The sequence below is a fragment of the Rhizobium sp. R634 genome, from assembly GCF_002211305.1.
Lineage (GTDB): Bacteria > Pseudomonadota > Alphaproteobacteria > Rhizobiales > Rhizobiaceae > Rhizobium.
In genome coordinates this window covers 241,609-260,119 of sequence record NZ_LOKW01000026.1, presented here as the reverse complement: position 1 = coordinate 260,119, position 18,511 = coordinate 241,609, and the positions used below count along the sequence as shown (strand labels likewise).

The following is an 18,511-nucleotide window of genomic DNA, read 5'->3' as shown; positions in this document are numbered from 1 at the left end:
TTTCGAGAGGGTATAGAATGGACAGTGCCGGGATCGAGGAAATGTTTCAGGGGCTCGGGCCGGTCACGATCAAGCGCATGTTCGGCGGCAAGGGCATCTATCATCTCGGGCGCATCATCGCGCTCGAAGTGCGCGACGAGATGCTGCTGAAGGCAGACGAGAAGAGTGCCCCGGAATTTGCCGCCGCCGGCGCCACGCAATGGACCTACGAGGGCAAGAAGGGTAAGCCAGTGAAAATGCCCTACTGGTCGATCCCCGAAGAGGCCTATGACGATCCCGATCTGATGGCGAAATGGGTGCAGCTGGCCTACGAGGCGTCGCTTCGCGCCGATAGCTAGGCGCGTTCAGCTGAGGGTAGGGCCGATATCGCCGCCTTGGTGAAGGCGGACAGCGGCTCGGGCAAATCGCTCAGCGGAAACCAGCCGAAATCCGAAAGCTTCTCCGGCTCGGTCAATTGCGGCTCGCCTTCGATGTCGCGAGCGAGATAAAGGATGGAAATCCAGTGCTGGCGGTCAGCATCGATGATCTGTTCGGTCATGCCGATGCGCTCGATCCGGCCGATCGTCAGGCCGGTTTCTTCTTCCGCCTCGCGACGAGCGGCCTTTTCAGCCGGCTCCATGTGATCGACCTTGCCGCCGACGATGTTCCAATAGCCGGCTTCAGGCGCGTTCACGCGTTTGTAGAGAAGTATCCTGTCGTCTCTGATAATCACCAGACCGACGCCGAGGCCCGGGAAATCGACACCGGGCCTGCCCATGGCTGTTGTCAGACCTTGGCGCTGCCGGCGATCAGCATGAAGGCGGGGATATCATCGCCGAAGCCAACCGGGGTCGGGCCGTCGTCGTGATCGCGATGGCGGCGGCGGTCGCGGCTGTCGTCGTTTGCCGGGTAGGGCCGATTGTTGCGCGCATTGTTTTGCGGCTTCTGCTCTGCTTTGCGCTCGTTTTTCACGACTTCGGCCTTTGCTGGTGCTGCTGCGATCACTTGGATGTCATTATCCTGTATGTCGTTGTCAGATTTATGACTCGCAACACCGTGTTTGCTGCGCCCGCGTCCGCGATCCCTGTCGCCGCGTTCGCGTCCGTTGCGGCGCGGACGGTCGCTGTCCTTGCCTTCTTCCACCGGCGGCAGCGCGCTCAGGTCGCCATTCAGCCATTCGACATTTTCGCCGATCAGCTTCTCGATCGCGTCGACGAATTTCGTGTCGCGCTTGGTGACGAGGGTGAAGGCGGCACCCGACCGGCCGGCGCGGCCGGTGCGGCCGATACGGTGAACGTAATCTTCGGAATGGATCGGCACGTCGAAATTGAAGACGTGGCTGACGTCGGGAATGTCGAGGCCGCGCGCAGCGACATCGGAGGCGACCAGAAGCTGCAGGTTGCCGTCACGGAAATTCTGCAGCATCGTCGTGCGCGAACGCTGGTCCATGTCGCCGTGCAGGGCGCCGACCGAGAAGCCGTGGCGCTCGAGCGACCGGAACAGATCGGCGACATCCTTCTTGCGGTTGCAGAAGATGATGGCGTTCTTGAGTTCGGTCTGGGCGCGGACGAGTTCACGCAGAACGGCGCGCTTCTCATAATCCTTGCTGTGCGAGGCGACGAAGCGCTGCGTCACGGTCTTTGCGGCCGAGGCCGGCTTTGCCACTTCGATGCGCTCCGGGTTCTGCAGGAAGCGATCGGCAAGCTTCTGGATTTCCGGCGGCATGGTGGCCGAGAAAAACAGCGTCTGGCGGGTGAAGGGGATGAGCTTGGCGATGCGCTCGATATCGGGAATGAAGCCCATGTCGAGCATGCGGTCGGCCTCGTCGATGACGAGGATCTCGACGCCGCTCATCAGGAGCTTGCCGCGCTCGAAATGATCGAGCAGGCGGCCCGGCGTGCAGATCAGCACGTCGGCGCCGCGCTCGAGCTTGCGATCCTGGTCCTCGAAGGAAACGCCGCCGATCAGCAGGGCAACGTTGAGGCGGTGGTTCTTGCCGTATTTCTCAAAATTCTCGGCGACCTGGGCGGCGAGTTCGCGCGTCGGCTCGAGAATCAGCGTACGGGGCATGCGCGCGCGGGCGCGGCCCTTCTCCAGAAGCGACAGCATCGGCAGAACGAAGGATGCCGTCTTGCCGGTGCCGGTCTGCGCGATGCCGCAAATATCACGGCGCTCGAGCGCAAAAGGAATGGCGCCCGCCTGAATAGGCGTGGGGATCGAATAGCCCGCGTCGGCAACAGCCGATAGCACTTTTTGGCTCAAGCCAAGGTCAGCAAATGTCGTCAAAGGGAAAACTGTTTCCGTTCCGGTTCGGCCGAACTCTGAACGAGTCGGCGGGATTGCATGCCGCAATGCAGCGCGACATAGCCCTGAATGGCCGGCAAGTCAAGAAATAGAGAGGCCGCACCCCGTGCAGAGTGAAGCTTTGGTTACCAGGCGGGTATTACTTGATATAGGTGGCGAGTTTGAGGCCGGCATTCATGAAATATACTGGATCGACAGCACGGCCATTCTGGCGCACTTCATAATGCAGATGCGTGCCGGTCGAACGGCCGGTGCTGCCGGCAAGGCCGATGACATCGCTGCGGTCGACCGTCTCGCCGACCTTGACCAGCACCTCGGACATATGCCCATAGCGCGTCGATATGCCGTTGCCGTGGTCGATCTCGACCATGTTGCCGTAACCGCCGGTCCAGCCGGCGGAGATCACCTTGCCGGGTGCCGTCGGACGGATCTTTTCGCCCGGGGAAAAGCGGAAATCGACGCCGGAATGAAGCGCCAGGCGGCCGAGGAAGGGATCGCGCCGGTTGCCGAAGGGGCTGGTCACTTCCTTGCCGATGGCGGGATTGCGGAAGGGCAGGGATTCGGCCGTGCTGCGCACGGCTTCGAGCCTTGTCAGGGCGCCATCGAGAGCGGCCAACGAATTGTTGAAGTCGTCATTGCTCTCCGGCTCGATATAGGGGCCGCCGACAGCGCTGTCATCGTCGTCCCGCTTGGCGGCGGCTTCTTCCGGAACCGGGATCTTGAAGCGGGTCAGCACGCCCTCGATGGCATTTGCGGCAGTGCCGGCGTCGCTCGTCAGCTGCTCGACGCGGTTGCGCTGATCCTGTTCGACATCCTTCAGCGACAGCGTCACTTTGGAGAAGACGCGGTCGGCGCGATCCCCCACAGTCTCGGTGGCCGGCACGTAGGCAAGCGTCGTATTGTCGGGCGTGGCGTCGGCCGGTGCGCCGCTTGCCAGTTGCTTCTCGATCGCCTCGATGCCGCCGCGGTCAAGCGAAGCGCGTTTGTCCTTGATGGCGGGGGCATAGGACTGGACGGGCGAAGACGGCGCGGATGGGGCGACGTCCTTATCCGTCAGGCCCGAGCTTTCAGCGCGGTCGAGCAGGTTGTCGAGCTTGCCGTGGCGCGAGGTGAGCGCCATCTGCTGCTCCATCAGTTTGTCCACCTTGTCTTCCACCACCTGCTGGTCGAGAAGCTGGCGGGAGGTGATGCGGTCGACCTGGGCGCGAAGGGCGGCGATGCGGTCTTCATAATCGTGCTGCATACGGGCCTGGCGGGCCATGGTTGCGCCGATCAGGTCGTCGCGCAGCACGAGATAGGAGGTCGCCAGGAGATAGCCGATCGAAAAGACCCCGACGAAGCAGAAGGCCAGCGCCCCCATCCAGGGCTTGACCGTCATGTGGCGGACCTTGTCGCCGCTCGCCAGAATGAGGATGTGTTCCTGCGCCCGCTTGCCGAATACCCGGTGCTGATGTCCGCTGTTCACGCAGGCTCTCCCGATTGATGCTCTACGCCTCTTTCGGAAATTAGACACGCTTATGGTTAATGAATGCTTTCTTTCTCGCCGTCCGTGTCGAAATTGGCAATGGTTTCAGGCGTGGCTGATCGATGCCAGCGAGCGGTAGAAGGATGGGGTCAATCCGGCTTCGGCGCGGGCGAGATCGTTGAAAGGCGGCTTCAGAGGGCCGCGAAAATTGGCGCGCACCAACTCCTGGAAGGCCTTTGCCGGATCGCGCTTTTCGCGCGCACAGAGGAAGCGGAACCATTTGGCGCCGACGGCGACATGGCCTTTCTCGTCGTTGTAGATGACGTCGAGGACCGCGGCACTTTCGAGATCGCCGGTCTCGCGCATCTTGGCCTGCAGCGACGGCGTCACATCGAGGCCGCGGGCTTCGAGAATCAGCGGCACGACGGCAAGCCTTGCCGTCAGATCGTTGCGGGTGGAGTGGGCGGCCTGCCAAAGCCCGTCATGGGCGGGAAGATCGCCGTAATCGGCGCCGAGGTCGTTGAGGCGGGCGCGCACCATGCGGAAATGCTTCGCCTCCTCGAAGGCAACCTGCATCCAGCCGTCGAAAAAGGAATTGGGCACCTGTTCGCTGGCGAATCGCGCGACGATATCGAGCGCCAGATCGACGGCGTTGAGCTCGATATGAGCGATGGCGTGGAGCAGGGCGATCCGCCCTTTCAGCGTATGCAGCGAGCGCTTCTCTACCTGGGTCGGCGGCGTCAGCACCGGTTTTTCCGGCCGGCCCGGCCGTTCCGGCAAGGCGGCGTCGAGCGGCGAGCGCAGCGACACCCGGCGGGCGAACCAGCGGGTGGCGCTTTCCTGCGCAAGCGCCGTCTTGCGGTCGAGATCGGCGGCGCGGATGGCATCGATCGCACCGCCGCGCAGCGAGGTTATCGCAAGGTCTCCGGTCACGCGGCGAGGTTCCTCACCGCCTCGAGCACGGTCTCGGCATGGCCCTGCACCTTCACCTTCTGCCAGATGGTGGCGATCGTGCCGTCCTGGCGGATGAGGAAGGTGGTGCGCTCGACGCCCATGAAATTACGGCCGTACATGCTCTTTTCCTTCCAGACGCCATAGGCCTGCAGCGTGGTCTTTTCCTCGTCCGAGGCGAGCGCCACCGAAAGACGGTGTTTCTTGATGAACCTGTCATGGCAGGCGGCCGAATCGGGCGACATGCCGATGACGGCAGCTCCCACCGCCTCGAATTCGGGCGCGAGTGCCGTGAAAGCCAGTGATTCGGCCGTGCAGCCCGTGGTGTCGTCCTTGGGATAGAAGAACAACACGAGCGGCTTGCCGTGGAAATCGGCAAGCGAAACGCGACCGCCGCCGTCGCGGGGGAGGTTGAAATCAGGGGCCAGGGCACCGATGCCGGGAACCGCCATTATGAAAACCTTTCTTTTGCCGGGTTTGTGGATGACACACTCTCTCCCCGAATTATATATTGGACGGAAACCCGTCCAGCATGGCCGGGTTCAATTCTTCAATTCAAGGGAGAGCCCGAGGGCGCATGTCAGCCATCCGCGGCGAAAAGGTCACGTTTCGCAAGAAGGATATCGTTGCGCTGGACCGCTTGCCGTCCGCCCAGGCCGAGGATCCGATCATCGTCCATTGCCCGCCGCCGCGCTCGCCGATGCGGCGCACGGTAAAGCTGACGTCAATATTTCTCGGACTGATTCTCCTCATTCTCGCGGCCATCGTCTTTACCGTTGAAAGCGGCATGTTCGACAAACCGCTGTCGCAGCAGGCGCAGGCGGCGCTGAACGGCGCGGCCGGGCCGCGCTACCGCGCCGAGGTCGGCTCCACCGTCATCCGCTTCACCTCGGGCCTTCGGCTGGCGCTCGAAGCGCGCGACGTCAACATGATCGACCAGCAGAGCGGCCAGCACGTATCGACGACGGGTTCCGTGCGGCTGGGGCTCGATCCGCTGCAGCTTTTCCGGGGCCGCATCGCCGTCACGGATATCGAGGCCGAGGATATCGCCCTCGATACCGCGCTTCTGCCCTCCGGCAACCCCGTCAAGCTCGATGATCTGCGCATCGACGCCATGCCGGCGGCGATGGAGAGGATCTTCTCGCAATTCGACATGTTCGACAGCATCGTGACGCGCGGTTCGACGAGTTCCGTGCGCATCTCGGGCATCGACATCAAGCTCGCCGACACCGCCAACGGCCCGCTCTCGCTCGTCGTCGACAATGTCGTCTTTGCCCATGCCGGCCCGACCTCGCTGCAATTGACGGGAGAGGTTGCGCTCAACGGCGAGGTGGCGGAACTCGACGTGCTGGCCGAGAAAGAGGACGGCCATGTGTCGAAGGTGGTGGCGACGCTGAAACATGCCGACCTCACGCCCTTTACGCTCAAACGCAACGATCAGGGAGCGATACGGCAAGGGCTCAACGGTTTTGCCGACCTGACCGTGTCGGCCAGCAGGGCGCGCGATGGCGTGCAGCCGGCGCTCGCGGCGACGATCGACATCGACCCCGGCCTGATCTATGCGGACGGCGATGCCCAGGAACTGTCGGGCGGGCAAATCAACCTCGTCTATGACTTCACCAAGCAGACGATCGAGATCGCCAAATCGAACGCGCAGTTCGGCGCGACCACCCTTCCCATCAACGGCGCACTCATCGATCTTGACAAGCTCGACCCGCAGGCCGGCAAAGGCTTCGGCATCGACCTGCTCGTCAGCGGCGGCACGGCAGCACCCGGCGGATCCGGCGAACAGCCGCTCTCCTTCGACATCCAGGCGACCGGGCGCTACATGGTCGCCGCCCGGGAATTCCAGTTTGCGAACATGACCGTCTCCAGCCCGCTCGGAGCGCTTTACGGATCGCTCGATATAAAGCTCGGCGACAAGTCCCCGCAGATCAGCTTCGCCGGCCAGTCGTCACAATTGCAGACGACGGCTATCAAGCAGCTATGGCCATTCTGGATGGCGCCGAAGGTACGCACCTGGGTACACGGCAATCTCTTCGGCGGCACCGTCACCGACGCGTCCATCTCGGTCTTCATTCCCTTCGGCAGGCTGGACGAGGCAGCCGGCGGCAAGGGGCTGAAGCTCGACGCCAACCAGATCCGCATCGGCTTCGACATTGCGGGGACGCGCATGAATGTCGCCGGCGACATTCCGCCGGTGCGCGACACGGCGGCGCATTTCGACCTGACAGGCCCCGTCGCGACGGTCTCTATCAAGAGCGGCAAGTCCTATTTCCCTTCCGGCCGGTCCGTCGGTCTCGGGCAGGGGACCTTCGTCATACCTTCGGCCTACGACAAGCCGCTGATGGCCGATATCGATCTTGCGGTATCGGGCGCGGCGGACGCCATCGGCGAACTCCTGACCTACAAGCCGATCCGGGTGCTGCAGCGCGCCGGTTTTACGCCCGACGATTTCAAGGGGCACATCGACGCCAACGTGAAGGCGCATTTCGGGCTGCTGTCCTCGCAAAACCCGCCGCCGGCCGAATGGAAGGCGGTCATGAAGCTCGCCGACGTCGATCTTGCCAAGCCGTTTTCCGGCCGCACGATCAGCAATGTCAGCGGCGTGCTGAACGGCGATCCGAAGGCGATCACACTTGACGCCAAAGGCGAGATCGACGGCATCCCCGCCAATATCGAGCTGACCGAGCCGGTCGAGGCGTCCTCCGGCGTCGAGCGGCAGCGCGTGATCACGGCGACGCTTTCCGACGACCAGCGCAGCAAGGTGATGCCCGGACTTTCCGATATCGTCAGGGGCAATCTGAAGATGGTGCTGACGCGTGTTGACGACGACCGGCAGAACGTTCAGCTCGACCTCACCAAATCGATGCTCGATCTGCCCTGGATCGGCTGGTCGAAAGGCGGCGGCATTTCCGCCTCCGCCGAATTCGAGATGTCCGGCCCGGCCGAGAACACCGAGATCAAGAATTTCCGGCTGAAGGGTGACGGTTTCGGCGCCAGCGGATCGCTGAACGTCGGCAAGACCGGCTTGATCTCCGCGGATTTCGACAGCGTCAGGCTTTCCTCGCTCGACGATTTCGCGCTGTCGGTCAAACGCAGCAAGGGCAATTTCGATGTCTCCGTATCCGGCGACAGCGCCGATGCGCGCCCGGTCATTGCACGCTTGAAATCAGGCTCGGACAGCGAGGAAGATGGCGATGGCGACAACACTCCCGTATCGGTGCGCGCCAAGCTGAAGAATGTCATCGGCTTCAACGATGAGAAGGTCGGCAATTTCCAGGCGCAGGTGTCACTGCACGGCGACAAGCTGCAGGCCCTGAATTTTTCCGCCATCACGGACAGCGGCGAGGCCGTGGTCAGCCAGATGAAGGACGGCGGCGTCATCAACATCACCAGCGGCGATGCGGGCGCAGTCTCGCGTTTTGCCGATCTCTACCAGCACATGCAGGGCGGCCTTCTCAATCTCGCGATCCGGCTCGGAGCGCAGGGAGGCTGGGACGGCTCGCTCGACGTGCGCCGTTTCTCGATCGTCAACGAACAACGCCTGCGTTCGATCGTCTCGACGCCCGTCGGGAATGAGCAGCGAAGCCTCAACGAAGCGGTAAAACGCGATATCGATACGTCATCACAGCGCTTCCAGCGCGCCTTTGCCCGCATCGTCTCGCGCGGCGGGATGATCGGCATCGAAAACGGTGTGCTGCGCGGCGACCAGATCGGCGCAACATTCCAGGGTATCGTGCGCGACCGCAAGGGCAACATGGACATGACCGGCACCTTCATGCCGGCCTACGGCCTCAATCGCCTGTTCGCCGAACTGCCGCTGATCGGCGTCATCCTCGGCAACGGCAGCGACCGCGGCCTGATCGGCATCACCTTCAAGCTGACCGGAAAGTTCGACCAGCCGAACCTGCAGATCAATCCGCTGTCGATCATCGCGCCGGGCGTGTTCCGTCAGATCTTCGAATTCCAGTGAGGCAGGACGCGATCTAAAGCACGTCACGATCTTTCAGATTCGCTCGCCGTGCTTCAAGTCTTTGTTTTTACGCGTGTCGTTATGGCAAAACCACACTTTTGCGCGACACGCTTTAGATATCCTTCCGCCTGAGGAGATAGTCGAGGCCGCCGACCCGATACCAGCGGTAGCCGTAGGCGTCCAGTACGACGGTATGACGGCCTTTCTCGTCCGCCTCGCTGCTCGCGCTGTCGGCGATATCGATCAGAAGCCGTCCGTGTTCACCGATATCGGGATCGAGGGTCACTTCCGCCGGATGCGGATGCAGGTTGTGCAAAATCAGCACCGAATTGCCGCGCCAGTCATAACGCAGCGCCAGCACGCCGTCGTTGCCCGTGTCGACCGCTGAGAAATCGCCCCAGCCGATCTCGGGAGCCTCCTTGCGCATCCGGATCATCCGCTCCGTCCAGTTCAGCAGCGAGTTCGGGTCGCGCCGCTGGACGGCGACGTTGACATGTTCGAAGCCGTAGGGACCGTCTTTGATGACCGGCGAAATGGGCTTCTCACTTTTGGTGAAGCCGCCTTCCGGCTCTGTCGACCATTGCATGGGGGTGCGTGCGCAGTTGCGCTCCGGCAGGCACAGATCATCGCCCATGCCGATTTCATCGCCGTAGCGGATGACCGGCGTTCCGGGCAGCGAAAACAGCAGGCTGTAGGCCATTTCGATCTTGCGGCGGTCGCCGCCGAGCATGGGCGCCAGGCGCCGTCGGATGCCCCTGTCATAAAGCTGCATGTCCTTCTCGGGTCCGAATGCAGCAAAGACCGCGTCGCGCTGCTTGTCCGTCAGGCGGCCGAGATCCAGTTCATCGTGGTTGCGAAGGAAGAGGCCCCACTGCGCTGTCGCCGGGCGCGGCTTGGTGGCCTCCATCGCCTTCTTCAAAGGTCGCGTATCGGCCGTCGCGAGAGCATAGAACAGCGTCTGATTGACCTGGAAGTTGAACATCATCTGCATGCGGTCGCCATCGTCGCCGAAATATTCGAAATTATCCTTCGGCAGGATATTGGCCTCCGCCAGGATGATGGAATCGCCCAGGCGCCATTGCAGGAATTCGCGGAATTTCCTCAGCATGTCGAACTGCTCGACCGGTTTGGTCACATCGGCGCCTTTGGTCGCAATGATGAAGGGCGCGGCATCCATGCGGAAGCCCGAGACGCCGAGCTGGATCCAGAAGCCCATGATCTTCAGGATTTCCGCCTGCACCTCGGGATTGGAAGTGTTGAGATCGGGCTGGTGATCGTAGAAGCGGTGGAAATAATAGGCTTTGGCCTTCTCGTCATAGGTCCAGGTGGTCTTCTGCACCCCGGGGAAGACCATGCCCTGATCCGCGTTGGCAGGTTTTTTCTCCGACCAGACGTACCAGTCGCGGTAGCGCGAGTGCGGGTCGCTTTTGGCGTCCTGAAACCATGGATGGTCCTTCGATGTGTGGTTGATAACCAGATCGATCAGCACTCGGATGCCGCGCTGCTTGGCACCATGGGTAAATTCGACGAAATCGCCGAGCGTGCCGTAACGCGGGTCGACGTTGTAATAATCGGAGACGTCGTAACCGTCGTCGCGACCGGGTGAAGCCTGGAACGGCATGAGCCAGATCGCCGTGATACCAAGGCCGGAGAGATAGTCGAGACGGCGCATCAGACCCTGGAAGTCGCCGACGCCGTCGCCGTTGGCGTCCATGAAGGTCTCCACCGACAGGCAGTAGATGACGGCGTTCTTATACCAGAGGTCGTTGATCATGCCTGCACTCCAAATCCATCTGGTCGCAAATCCCAACAGGCGGAAAAGGTTCCGAGAAGGCGGCACGCGTCTGACAACCACGTCGACAATTTCGTCATCGACGCCGGAACGTTTTAGCGTATCCTGATGTAAGGTAGAGTTTCGGCCTGAATTAAAGGCCGGCGGAGAATGCCATGCTGTGCGCCCGGACAGTCTCTTTCGCATCGGCCACCGTGATCGCCGTCGCAATCGGTCACCAGGCTTCCTATTCGGCTGACAAGGTTGGTCGGCTGAAATCGCCCGAGGTCATCCGCTCCGACCACATGCTGATGGTTCCCCTCGACGCGACGGTTACCGCGCCGATCTTCTCAATCAGCTGGTGGTCACGGGTAACACCCGCGCCGGGCATCGATCCCCCGAGCCGCCTGCTGCGCGAAGACCAGCGAAACGATCTGACATATCAGCGGGGAGCGCAGTGATTGCTTGGCTGGTCGCGCCAACGCGCCACCCCGGGTGGGAGCGGCGCGTTGGTGAGTTCCGGCTTGCTGCGGCGTTCTTAGGCCGCGCGGCGGATCAGGATGTGTTTCTTCTTGCCGAGCGAGAGCTTGATGACGCCATCGGCGGTAATTTCGCCGCTACCGATCAGGCGGCGCTCATCGCTGACCGCCTGGTCGTTGATGCGCACGGCGCCGCCCTGGACATGGCGGCGGGCTTCGCCGTTCGAGCCTGCCAGACCGGCGCGGACCATCAGCGAGAGCAGGCCGATGCCGCCGTCCAGTTCCGTGGCCGGGATCTCGACCGAAGGCAGGTTTTCAGAAAGACCACCTTCCTCGAAGGTCTTGCGCGCCGTTTCCGCGGCCTGCTCGGCGGCCGGGCGGCCGTGCAGGATCGCGGTGACCTCGGTCGCCAGGATCTTCTTGACCTCGTTCAGCTCCGAGCCGCCGATTGCCGAAAGCCGTGCGATTTCGTCCATCGGCAGCGTGGTGAAGAGCTTGAGGAAGCGCGGCACATCGGCGTCCTCGGTGTTGCGCCAATATTGCCAAAAGTCATAGACGGGCAGCAGGTCGGCATTCAGCCAGACCGCGCCGGACGCCGACTTGCCCATCTTGGCGCCGGACGAGGTCGTCAGCAGCGGCGAGGTGAGCGCATAAAGCTGCGGCGTCCCCATGCGGTGACCGAGATCGATGCCGTTGACGATGTTGCCCCATTGGTCCGAACCGCCCATCTGCAGACGGCAATCGTAGCGCTTGGCAAGCTCGACGAAATCGTAGGCCTGGAGGATCATGTAGTTGAATTCCAGGAAGGACAGGGACTGTTCGCGGTCAAGGCGCGTCTTCACGCTGTCGAAGGACAACATGCGGTTGACCGAGAAATGACGGCCGACGTCGCGCAGGAACTCGAGGTAGTTCAACGAACGCAGCCATTCGGCATTGTTGATCATCAGCGCGGCATTGCCGGGCTTTTCGTAATCGAGATAATTCGAAAAGCAGCTCTTGATCGAGGCGATATTCTGCTCGATCGTCTCGACAGTCATCAGCTTGCGCGCTTCCTCCTTGAATGAGGGGTCGCCAACCATGCCGGTGCCGCCGCCCATCAGCGAAATCGGGCGGTGGCCCGTCGCCTGCAGCCAGTGCAGCATCATGATCTGGGTGAGATGACCGACGTGGAGGCTCGATGCCGTCGGGTCGTAGCCGATATAGGCCGTCACGGTTTCCTTGGCGAAGAGGTCGTCGAGGCCGCTTTCATCAGAGATCTGATGAATGAAGCCGCGCTCTTTCAGCGTGCGGAGGAAATCGGACTTGAACTCGGACATGGCTTTCGTCTCTTGGTGTCTGCGCGGCCCCGTGGGTTGGCGCAACTTCGTTGTTGTTGATCTGTCGCGGCGCGTTTAGCACTGTTTTTACGAAAGTGCATCCGGGAATCGCATGGGAGGCAAGCCTCATGGATGTCATCAGGACTGCGATCGGGCTGATGAGCGGCACGTCGATGGACGGAATCGACGTCGCGCTGATCAGAACCGACGGCCGCGGCTTCATCGAACGCGGGCTGTTCCTGGGCGTGCCTTACGACGCGGCTTTTCGCGACCGGCTCAAGCGGGCGCTGGAACTGGCTCGTCCGCTGACCGATCGAAACGAACGGCCGGCCGAGCTGCGCGAGATCGAACTTGAACTGACTTTACGTCATGCAGATGCCGTTACGGCATTTCTGAAGCATTTCGGGCTCTCCGCCGATGCCGTCGATGTTTTGGGCTTCCATGGCCAGACCGTGCTTCACCGGCCCGACGAGGGACTGACGATCCAGATCGGCGACGGCCAGGAATTGGCGCGCCGAACCGGCATATCGGTGGTCTACGACATGCGCGCCAACGACATGGTGCATGGCGGGCAAGGCGCGCCGCTGGTGCCGGCATATCACGCAGCGCTTGCGGGAAAACTCCAGCAGGCCGGACAAGCGGTGTGCTTCGTCAATATCGGCGGCATCTCCAATCTGACCTTCATCGGCGCGGACGGCCGCATATCGGCTTTCGACAGCGGGCCGGGCAATACGCTGATCGACCAATGGGTGGAGATGCAGACCGGCAAAACCTTCGATCCCGGCGGAGAAATCGGCGGTCGCGGCAAGGTCGTCGCCGCGATCGCGGAGCGCTATCTGGAAAGCCCGTTCTTCCGCGGCAATATTCGCCGCTCGCTCGACCGCGGCGATTTTGCACCGCTTCGTCAGGCGGAGGCGAGCCTTGAAGACGGCGCCCGGACGCTCGCGCATGTCGCGGCCGCCTCGATCATCAAATCGGCGGGTTTCCTGCCCGAGAGCCCATCAATCTATATCGTCTGCGGCGGCGGGCGGTTGAACCGCACGCTGATGGCGGAGTTTTCAGCCATGGCCGAAGAGCTGGGATCGCGCGTGCTGACCGCCGAGGAGGCGGGATTCGACGGCGACGCGATGGAGGCCGAGGCCTGGGCTTATCTCGCCGTCCGATCGCTGGACGGACTGCCGCTGACGTTTCCCGGTACGACCGGCGTCAGCGCCCCAGTCAGCGGCGGAGTGCTGGCAAAGCCATAACTGCTGAAACGGCTACTGAGACACAGCCGGAGAGGTCTAACTCTTGACCGCGATCGGCCGGACTCTTCCGCCCTGATTGCCGTCCTCGACGCCCCTGACCTGGGCGATGAACGAGAACTTCTTGCGAAGCCCGAGGATCGGTTTCTCGATGAAGTGCCAGGACAGTACCGCGACCGCGAGCGCCGATGGCAGGCCGACGGCATAGAGCGCCAGCGCACCATATTTCGGAAACAGGAAGACCGACGGGAAGGCGCTGATCCAGATCTGCAGGAACGGGTCATGGTAGAGATAGACGCCGTAGGAATAATCGCCTTTCCTGAAGAAGGCGGGGATCGGAACTTCCGACAGGCCGATGAAAACAGTCATATAGACGAGGGCGCTGATGACGATGGGCCGGTTGATCACCGACTCCGTCGCCCGGCCGTCGAGAGTGAAGATGGCGACTAGGCAGACGAGGCAGGCGGCGGCGAATAGCCAGCGGGAATGCGGAATGACCGCCCTGAACTGAAAGACGGCGATGCCCATCAGGAATGCCGTTATCAGCTGCGAGCCGCGGCTCATGAAGAGGAAGCGGGCGACCGGCTTGATCGAACCTGGGAACAGATATGGCATCTTCTGCACGACAAGGCCGATGAAAATATAAGCGATCAGCACGGCGAGCAGCTTATAGCGCGTCTTGACGATCGCGGTGATCATCAGGAACGACATGATGATGTAGCAGAAGATCTCCCAGGGAACCGTCCACAGAGCGCCGTTGACGCGCTGGCTCGGATTATCCTGGAAGACGCCCGGCAGCTCGTAATGGATCCAGCCGACGATGTTCAGGAAATATTTGAAAAACCGCGGATCGGTAAAATAGTCGGCGTGGTAGACGACCGTGACGATCGGCCCGATGATCAGCGAACAGACGACGATATCGACGGCAAGGGCCGGGACGATGCGCAATCCGCGATTGATCAGGAAGTTCCGCAGGCTCAGGCGTTGCGCGCTGCCGGCGATCAGGAATCCGCTCAATGCGAAGAACATCGGAACAAGAGCGTATTCGGTGAACCAGAATACCGACCCTCTGATGAAGTCATCATTCCCGGTCAGCAAAAACGAATGGGTCAATACGATAGAAAAGGCGAGCCCTATTCGAAGAAAATCAAACCCCGGACCGATTCCCTTATACTTATCCAGGACTTCCCCGAACGACTTGGTCATTTGCGGACCTCGCTTCTGTTTGGATCGCGAGGAACCTACCGCACTGCAATATATATTGCAACACGGTAAGTGATCTGTTTCGGCACAAGAGGCCCGGTTGGGCTGGAACGCTCTGCAGGAGACGCTGCGTTCGCCTTGTGGTTTAGCGGATACGCTTGGCCGCCGGTTCCGGCACCAGCTCGCCGTTGAGGCGGCGGTCGAGATAGTCCTCGCATTCGCCCATCAGCGTTTCCACCTGACCGTTGAAGAAGTGGTTGGCGTTGGAGACGGTGCGATGGGTGATGAGGATGCCCTTCTGGGTCTTCAGCTTCTCGACAAGGCCGTTGACATCCTTTTCCGGCGCGACCTTGTCGGCCTCGCCGTTGATGATCAGGCCCGAGGACGGGCAGGGTGCCAGGAAGGAGAAGTCGTAGGTGTTCGGCTGCGGTGCGATCGACATGAAGCCTTCGATCTCCGGCCGGCGCATCAGAAGCTGCATGCCGATCCAGGCGCCGAAGGAATAACCGGCGACCCAGCAGGTCTTGGAATCGGGATGCAGGCTCTGCACCCAGTCGAGTGCCGAGGCAGCATCGGACAGTTCGCCGGCGCCGTGGTCGAATTCGCCCTGGCTGCGGCCGATGCCCCGGAAGTTGAAGCGCAGCGTCGTGAACCCGCGCTTCTGGAACATATAGAAGAGCTGGTAGACGATTTGGTTGTTCATCGTGCCGCCGAACTGCGGATGCGGATGCAGGATGAGCGCTATGGGCGCGCTTTTTTCCTTGGAGGGCTGGTAGCGGCCTTCAAGACGGCCGGCAGGGCCGTTGAAAATAACTTCGGGCATTGGTACTCCGGGTTTTATTTCGCGTTCGCGCTGCGTCGGACGACAACATGACTTGACTCGTGTTGTCAGCTTTTTTAAAACGCAGTTTAGAACAATTCGAAACTTGCATGGCGATCCACGGCTTCGTGGAACGTGTCATAAGGCAAGCCCGGCGGAAATTTCAAGAAAAATGAACCGCGGCCGCTGAAGCAAGCTCGTCAAGCGCAGGACTGAAGATCATGGCGCCGCCACGCCTTTATCTCGACTGGAATGCCACAGCGCCGCTGCACCCCGCAGCGCGCGAGGCGATCATGCGCGCCATCGACGTGTTTGGCAATCCGAACAGCGTGCATGGAGAGGGGCGCGCCGCGCGCGCCGCCATCGAGGGCGCGCGACGCAAGGTGGCGGCACTGGCCGGCACGGATGCCGGCAATGTCATTTTCACCAGCGGTGCGACGGAAGCCGCCAATCTGGTGCTGACGCCGGATTTTCGCATGGGCCGTACGCCGCTTCAGCTTGGCCGTCTTTATTTTTCGGCGATCGAACATCCAGCCGTGCGCGAGGGCGGCCGCTTCCCCAAGGAGAAGATGACCGAAATTCCGGTGACGGAAGCCGGTATCGTCGATCTCGACGCGCTTGACCGCCTGCTTGCTGCCCATGACAAGGCCGCCGGCCTGCCGATGGTCGCCATCATGCTCGTCAACAACGAAACGGGCATCGTCCAGCCGGTCGAGGCGGCGGCAAAGATCGTGCATGCCCATGGCGGGCTCTTCGTGGTCGACGCCGTGCAGGCGGCCGGCCGAATCGCGCTCGACATCAACAGGATCGGCGCCGATTTCATGATCGTCTCCTCGCACAAGATCGGCGGGCCGAAGGGCGCCGGTGCGCTGATAGCGCGAGGCGAGGCGCTGATGCCGCGGCCGCTGATACAGGGCGGCGGGCAGGAGCGCGGTCACCGCTCGGGGACGCAGAATTCACTGGCGCTGATCGGCTTCGGCGCGGCGGCAGAGACGGCCGCGGGCGAACTGGAGACGCGCAATGCGGCAATCGGCGCGTTGCGCGAACGGCTGGAAACCGGCATGCGGGGGCATGCTAGCGACGTGATCATCCATGGCGAGGATGGCGAGCGTGTCGCCAATACGATCTTCTTTACTCTGCCGGGATTGAAGGCCGAGACCGGGCAGATCGCTTTCGATCTCGAAGGTGTGGCGCTTTCGGCCGGTTCGGCCTGCTCGTCGGGACGGCTCGGCGAAAGCCATGTGCTGACGGCGATGGGACGCGACGCCAAGCTCGGCGCACTGCGCATCTCGCTCGGCTTTTCCACAACGGAAGAGGATATAGACAGGGCCATTGCCGCTTTTGCGAAGATCGCCTGCCGGCGCAGGTCCGCGGGCGAGGCGGCCTGACCGCATCATAAACTTGCGGAAATGCAAATTTCCGCTTGCCAATCGGGCTGAAAAGTCCCTTTTGGCCACCTACATCAGGGCAAAGGAATTTGCCCGTCCGCTACAAGCTGCCGGACCTTGTATCCGGCGAGATTGGAGAACGAAATGGCTGCCGTGCAGGAAACGATCGACCAGGTCCGCCTGATCGATGTGGACCAGTACAAATACGGTTTCGAGACCGTCATCGAGATGGACAAGGCGCCGAAGGGCCTGTCCGAGGATATCATTCGTTTTATTTCGGCCAAGAAGCAGGAGCCGGAATGGATGCTGGAATGGCGTCTGGAGGCCTATCGGCGCTGGCTGACGCTGGAAGAGCCGACCTGGGCGCGCGTCAATTATCCGAAGATCGATTTCAACGACATCCATTACTACGCCGCGCCGAAGAGCACGCCGGGCCCGAAGTCGCTCGACGAGGTCGATCCGGAACTGTTGAAGGTCTATGAGAAGCTCGGCATTCCGCTGCGCGAACAGGAAATCCTGGCCGGCGTCGAGAAGCCGAAGATCGCCGTCGATGCCGTTTTCGACAGCGTCTCGGTCGTCACTACCTTCAAGGCGGAGCTGAAGAAGGCCGGCGTGATCTTCATGTCGATCTCGGAAGCGATCCGTGAATATCCCGATCTCGTCCGGAAATATCTCGGCTCGGTCGTGCCGACCTCGGACAATTATTATGCCACGCTGAATTCGGCTGTCTTCACCGACGGCTCCTTCGTCTTCGTGCCGAAGGGCGTGCGTTGCCCGATGGAGCTTTCCACCTATTTCCGCATTAATGAGAAGAACACGGGCCAGTTCGAGCGCACGCTGATCATCGCTGAAGAGGGCGCCTACGTCTCCTATCTCGAAGGCTGCACGGCGCCGCAGCGCGACGAAAACCAGCTTCATGCCGCCGTGGTCGAGTTGGTTGCGCTCGATGATGCCGAGATCAAGTATTCCACCGTCCAGAACTGGTATCCGGGCGACAAGGAAGGCAAGGGCGGCATCTACAACTTCGTCACCAAGCGCGGCGATTGCCGCGGCAACCGCTCGAAGATCTCCTGGACGCAGGTCGAAACCGGCTCGGCGATCACCTGGAAGTACCCGTCCTGCATTCTGCGCGGCGACGACTCCAGAGGCGAGTTCTATTCGATCGCCGTGTCCAACGGCCATCAGCAGATCGACAGCGGCACCAAGATGATCCATCTCGGCAAGAACACGTCGAGCCGCATCGTCTCCAAGGGTATCGCTGCCGGTGTTTCCAACAACACCTATCGCGGCCAGGTCTCGGCTCACCGCAAGGCGTCGAACGCACGCAACTTCACCCAGTGCGATTCGCTGCTGATCGGCGACAAATGCGGCGCCCATACCGTACCCTACATCGAGGCGAAGAATTCGACGGCGCAGTTCGAGCACGAAGCGACGACCTCGAAGATCTCCGAGGACCAGCTGTTCTACTGCCTGCAGCGCGGCATCCCGACCGAGGCGGCGATCGCGCTCATCGTCAACGGCTTTGTCAAGGAAGTTCTGCAGGAACTGCCGATGGAGTTTGCCGTCGAGGCGCAGAAGCTGATCAGCATTTCGCTGGAAGGGAGTGTCGGCTAAA

Annotated in this window: 15 protein-coding genes; 6 read left to right on the top strand and 9 right to left on the bottom strand. The window is 61.7% G+C overall.

Annotation, left to right across the window (positions count from 1 at the left end):
* Nucleotides 1-17: 17 nt before the first annotated feature.
* The gene (locus ATY77_RS26610) at nucleotides 18-338 is read left to right on the top strand and encodes a TfoX/Sxy family protein (RefSeq protein WP_088689522.1); all 321 of its coding nucleotides are present in this window, start codon (nucleotides 18-20) and stop codon (nucleotides 336-338) included.
* Here ATY77_RS26610 and ATY77_RS26605 read toward each other — a convergent pair.
* The 5 genes from ATY77_RS26605 to ATY77_RS26585 all read right to left on the bottom strand — a co-directional run bounded on the left by ATY77_RS26605 (nucleotide 335) and on the right by ATY77_RS26585 (nucleotide 5,151).
* Nucleotides 335-757, bottom strand: a complete 423-nt coding sequence (locus tag ATY77_RS26605; RefSeq protein WP_088689521.1) for an NUDIX domain-containing protein — start codon at nucleotides 755-757, stop codon at nucleotides 335-337. The genes ATY77_RS26610 and ATY77_RS26605 overlap by 4 nt on opposite strands.
* 8 nt (nucleotides 758-765) lie before the next feature.
* A complete protein-coding gene (locus ATY77_RS26600) occupies nucleotides 766-2,265 on the bottom strand; it encodes a DEAD/DEAH box helicase (protein WP_088689520.1) in 1,500 nt (499 codons plus the stop codon).
* 157 nt (nucleotides 2,266-2,422) lie between these two features.
* Nucleotides 2,423-3,748 carry a M23 family metallopeptidase gene (locus tag ATY77_RS26595; protein WP_088689519.1) on the bottom strand — a complete coding sequence of 442 codons (1,326 nt, stop codon included), beginning with the start codon at nucleotides 3,746-3,748 and terminating at the stop codon, nucleotides 2,423-2,425.
* Between the two features lie 105 nt (nucleotides 3,749-3,853).
* A complete protein-coding gene (locus ATY77_RS26590) occupies nucleotides 3,854-4,681 on the bottom strand; it encodes a ferritin-like domain-containing protein (RefSeq protein WP_088674266.1) in 828 nt (275 codons plus the stop codon).
* The gene (locus tag ATY77_RS26585; protein ID WP_088674267.1) at nucleotides 4,678-5,151 is read right to left on the bottom strand and encodes a peroxiredoxin; all 474 of its coding nucleotides are present in this window, start codon (nucleotides 5,149-5,151) and stop codon (nucleotides 4,678-4,680) included. Before ATY77_RS26585 ends, ATY77_RS26590 begins: the two co-directional genes overlap by 4 nt.
* 125 nt (nucleotides 5,152-5,276) lie before the next feature.
* Between ATY77_RS26585 and ATY77_RS26580 the strand changes: the two genes are divergently transcribed.
* Entirely contained in the window at nucleotides 5,277-8,675 is a 3,399-nt protein-coding gene (locus ATY77_RS26580) for a DUF3971 domain-containing protein (protein WP_088689518.1), read from the top strand.
* Between the two features lie 112 nt (nucleotides 8,676-8,787).
* Here the strand turns inward: ATY77_RS26580 and ATY77_RS26575 are convergent, their stop codons facing one another.
* A complete protein-coding gene (locus ATY77_RS26575) occupies nucleotides 8,788-10,449 on the bottom strand; it encodes an alpha-amylase family protein (RefSeq protein WP_088689517.1) in 1,662 nt (553 codons plus the stop codon).
* Nucleotides 10,450-10,622: 173 nt separating this feature from the next.
* On the opposite strand from ATY77_RS26575, the gene ATY77_RS26570 reads away from it, so the two are divergent.
* Nucleotides 10,623-10,907, top strand: coding sequence for a hypothetical protein (locus tag ATY77_RS26570; RefSeq protein ID WP_088689516.1), 285 nt, complete (start codon nucleotides 10,623-10,625; stop codon nucleotides 10,905-10,907).
* Nucleotides 10,908-10,984: 77 nt separating this feature from the next.
* On the opposite strand, the gene tyrS is transcribed toward ATY77_RS26570, so the two are convergent.
* A complete protein-coding gene (gene tyrS, locus ATY77_RS26565; RefSeq protein WP_088689515.1) occupies nucleotides 10,985-12,241 on the bottom strand; it encodes a tyrosine--tRNA ligase in 1,257 nt (418 codons plus the stop codon).
* A gap of 128 nt (nucleotides 12,242-12,369) precedes the next feature.
* Between tyrS and ATY77_RS26560 the strand changes: the two genes are divergently transcribed.
* Nucleotides 12,370-13,488 carry an anhydro-N-acetylmuramic acid kinase gene (locus ATY77_RS26560; RefSeq protein WP_088689514.1) on the top strand — a complete coding sequence of 373 codons (1,119 nt, stop codon included), beginning with the start codon at nucleotides 12,370-12,372 and terminating at the stop codon, nucleotides 13,486-13,488.
* A 36-nt stretch (nucleotides 13,489-13,524) separates the two neighbouring features.
* Here the strand turns inward: ATY77_RS26560 and ATY77_RS26555 are convergent, their stop codons facing one another.
* Together ATY77_RS26555 and ATY77_RS26550 are read right to left on the bottom strand one after the other, a co-directional pair.
* Nucleotides 13,525-14,691, bottom strand: a complete 1,167-nt coding sequence (locus ATY77_RS26555) for an acyltransferase (RefSeq protein WP_088689513.1) — start codon at nucleotides 14,689-14,691, stop codon at nucleotides 13,525-13,527.
* Nucleotides 14,692-14,833: 142 nt separating this feature from the next.
* Nucleotides 14,834-15,511: an alpha/beta hydrolase gene (locus ATY77_RS26550; RefSeq protein ID WP_088674274.1), complete on the bottom strand. Its 678-nt coding sequence runs from the start codon at nucleotides 15,509-15,511 to the stop codon at nucleotides 14,834-14,836.
* A gap of 218 nt (nucleotides 15,512-15,729) precedes the next feature.
* Here ATY77_RS26550 and ATY77_RS26545 point away from each other — a divergent pair, with 218 nt between their 5' ends.
* Nucleotides 15,730-16,896 (top strand): cysteine desulfurase family protein, encoded by a 1,167-nt coding sequence (locus tag ATY77_RS26545; protein WP_088689512.1) that lies wholly within the window; start codon nucleotides 15,730-15,732, stop codon nucleotides 16,894-16,896.
* 144 nt (nucleotides 16,897-17,040) lie between these two features.
* Nucleotides 17,041-18,510, top strand: coding sequence for a Fe-S cluster assembly protein SufB (gene sufB / locus ATY77_RS26540; RefSeq protein WP_088674276.1), 1,470 nt, complete (start codon nucleotides 17,041-17,043; stop codon nucleotides 18,508-18,510).
* The last annotated feature ends 1 nt before the right edge of the window (nucleotide 18,511 follow it).

What these genes read in the sequence shown, in the direction of transcription:
- ATY77_RS26560 (WP_088689514.1), top strand. Translation starts at nt 12,370, where the DNA reads ATGGATGTCATCAGGACTGCGATCGGGCTGATGAGCGGCACGTCGATG.
- sufB (WP_088674276.1), top strand. Translation starts at nt 17,041, where the DNA reads ATGGCTGCCGTGCAGGAAACGATCGACCAGGTCCGCCTGATCGATGTG.
- ATY77_RS26580 (WP_088689518.1), top strand. Translation starts at nt 5,277, where the DNA reads ATGTCAGCCATCCGCGGCGAAAAGGTCACGTTTCGCAAGAAGGATATC.
- ATY77_RS26555 (WP_088689513.1), bottom strand. Translation starts at nt 14,691, where the DNA reads ATGACCAAGTCGTTCGGGGAAGTCCTGGATAAGTATAAGGGAATCGGT.
- tyrS (WP_088689515.1), bottom strand. Translation starts at nt 12,241, where the DNA reads ATGTCCGAGTTCAAGTCCGATTTCCTCCGCACGCTGAAAGAGCGCGGC.
- ATY77_RS26605 (WP_088689521.1), bottom strand. Translation starts at nt 757, where the DNA reads ATGGGCAGGCCCGGTGTCGATTTCCCGGGCCTCGGCGTCGGTCTGGTG.
- ATY77_RS26545 (WP_088689512.1), top strand. Translation starts at nt 15,730, where the DNA reads ATGGCGCCGCCACGCCTTTATCTCGACTGGAATGCCACAGCGCCGCTG.
- ATY77_RS26575 (WP_088689517.1), bottom strand. Translation starts at nt 10,449, where the DNA reads ATGATCAACGACCTCTGGTATAAGAACGCCGTCATCTACTGCCTGTCG.
- ATY77_RS26610 (WP_088689522.1), top strand. Translation starts at nt 18, where the DNA reads ATGGACAGTGCCGGGATCGAGGAAATGTTTCAGGGGCTCGGGCCGGTC.
- ATY77_RS26550 (WP_088674274.1), bottom strand. Translation starts at nt 15,511, where the DNA reads ATGCCCGAAGTTATTTTCAACGGCCCTGCCGGCCGTCTTGAAGGCCGC.
- ATY77_RS26585 (WP_088674267.1), bottom strand. Translation starts at nt 5,151, where the DNA reads ATGGCGGTTCCCGGCATCGGTGCCCTGGCCCCTGATTTCAACCTCCCC.
- ATY77_RS26570 (WP_088689516.1), top strand. Translation starts at nt 10,623, where the DNA reads ATGCTGTGCGCCCGGACAGTCTCTTTCGCATCGGCCACCGTGATCGCC.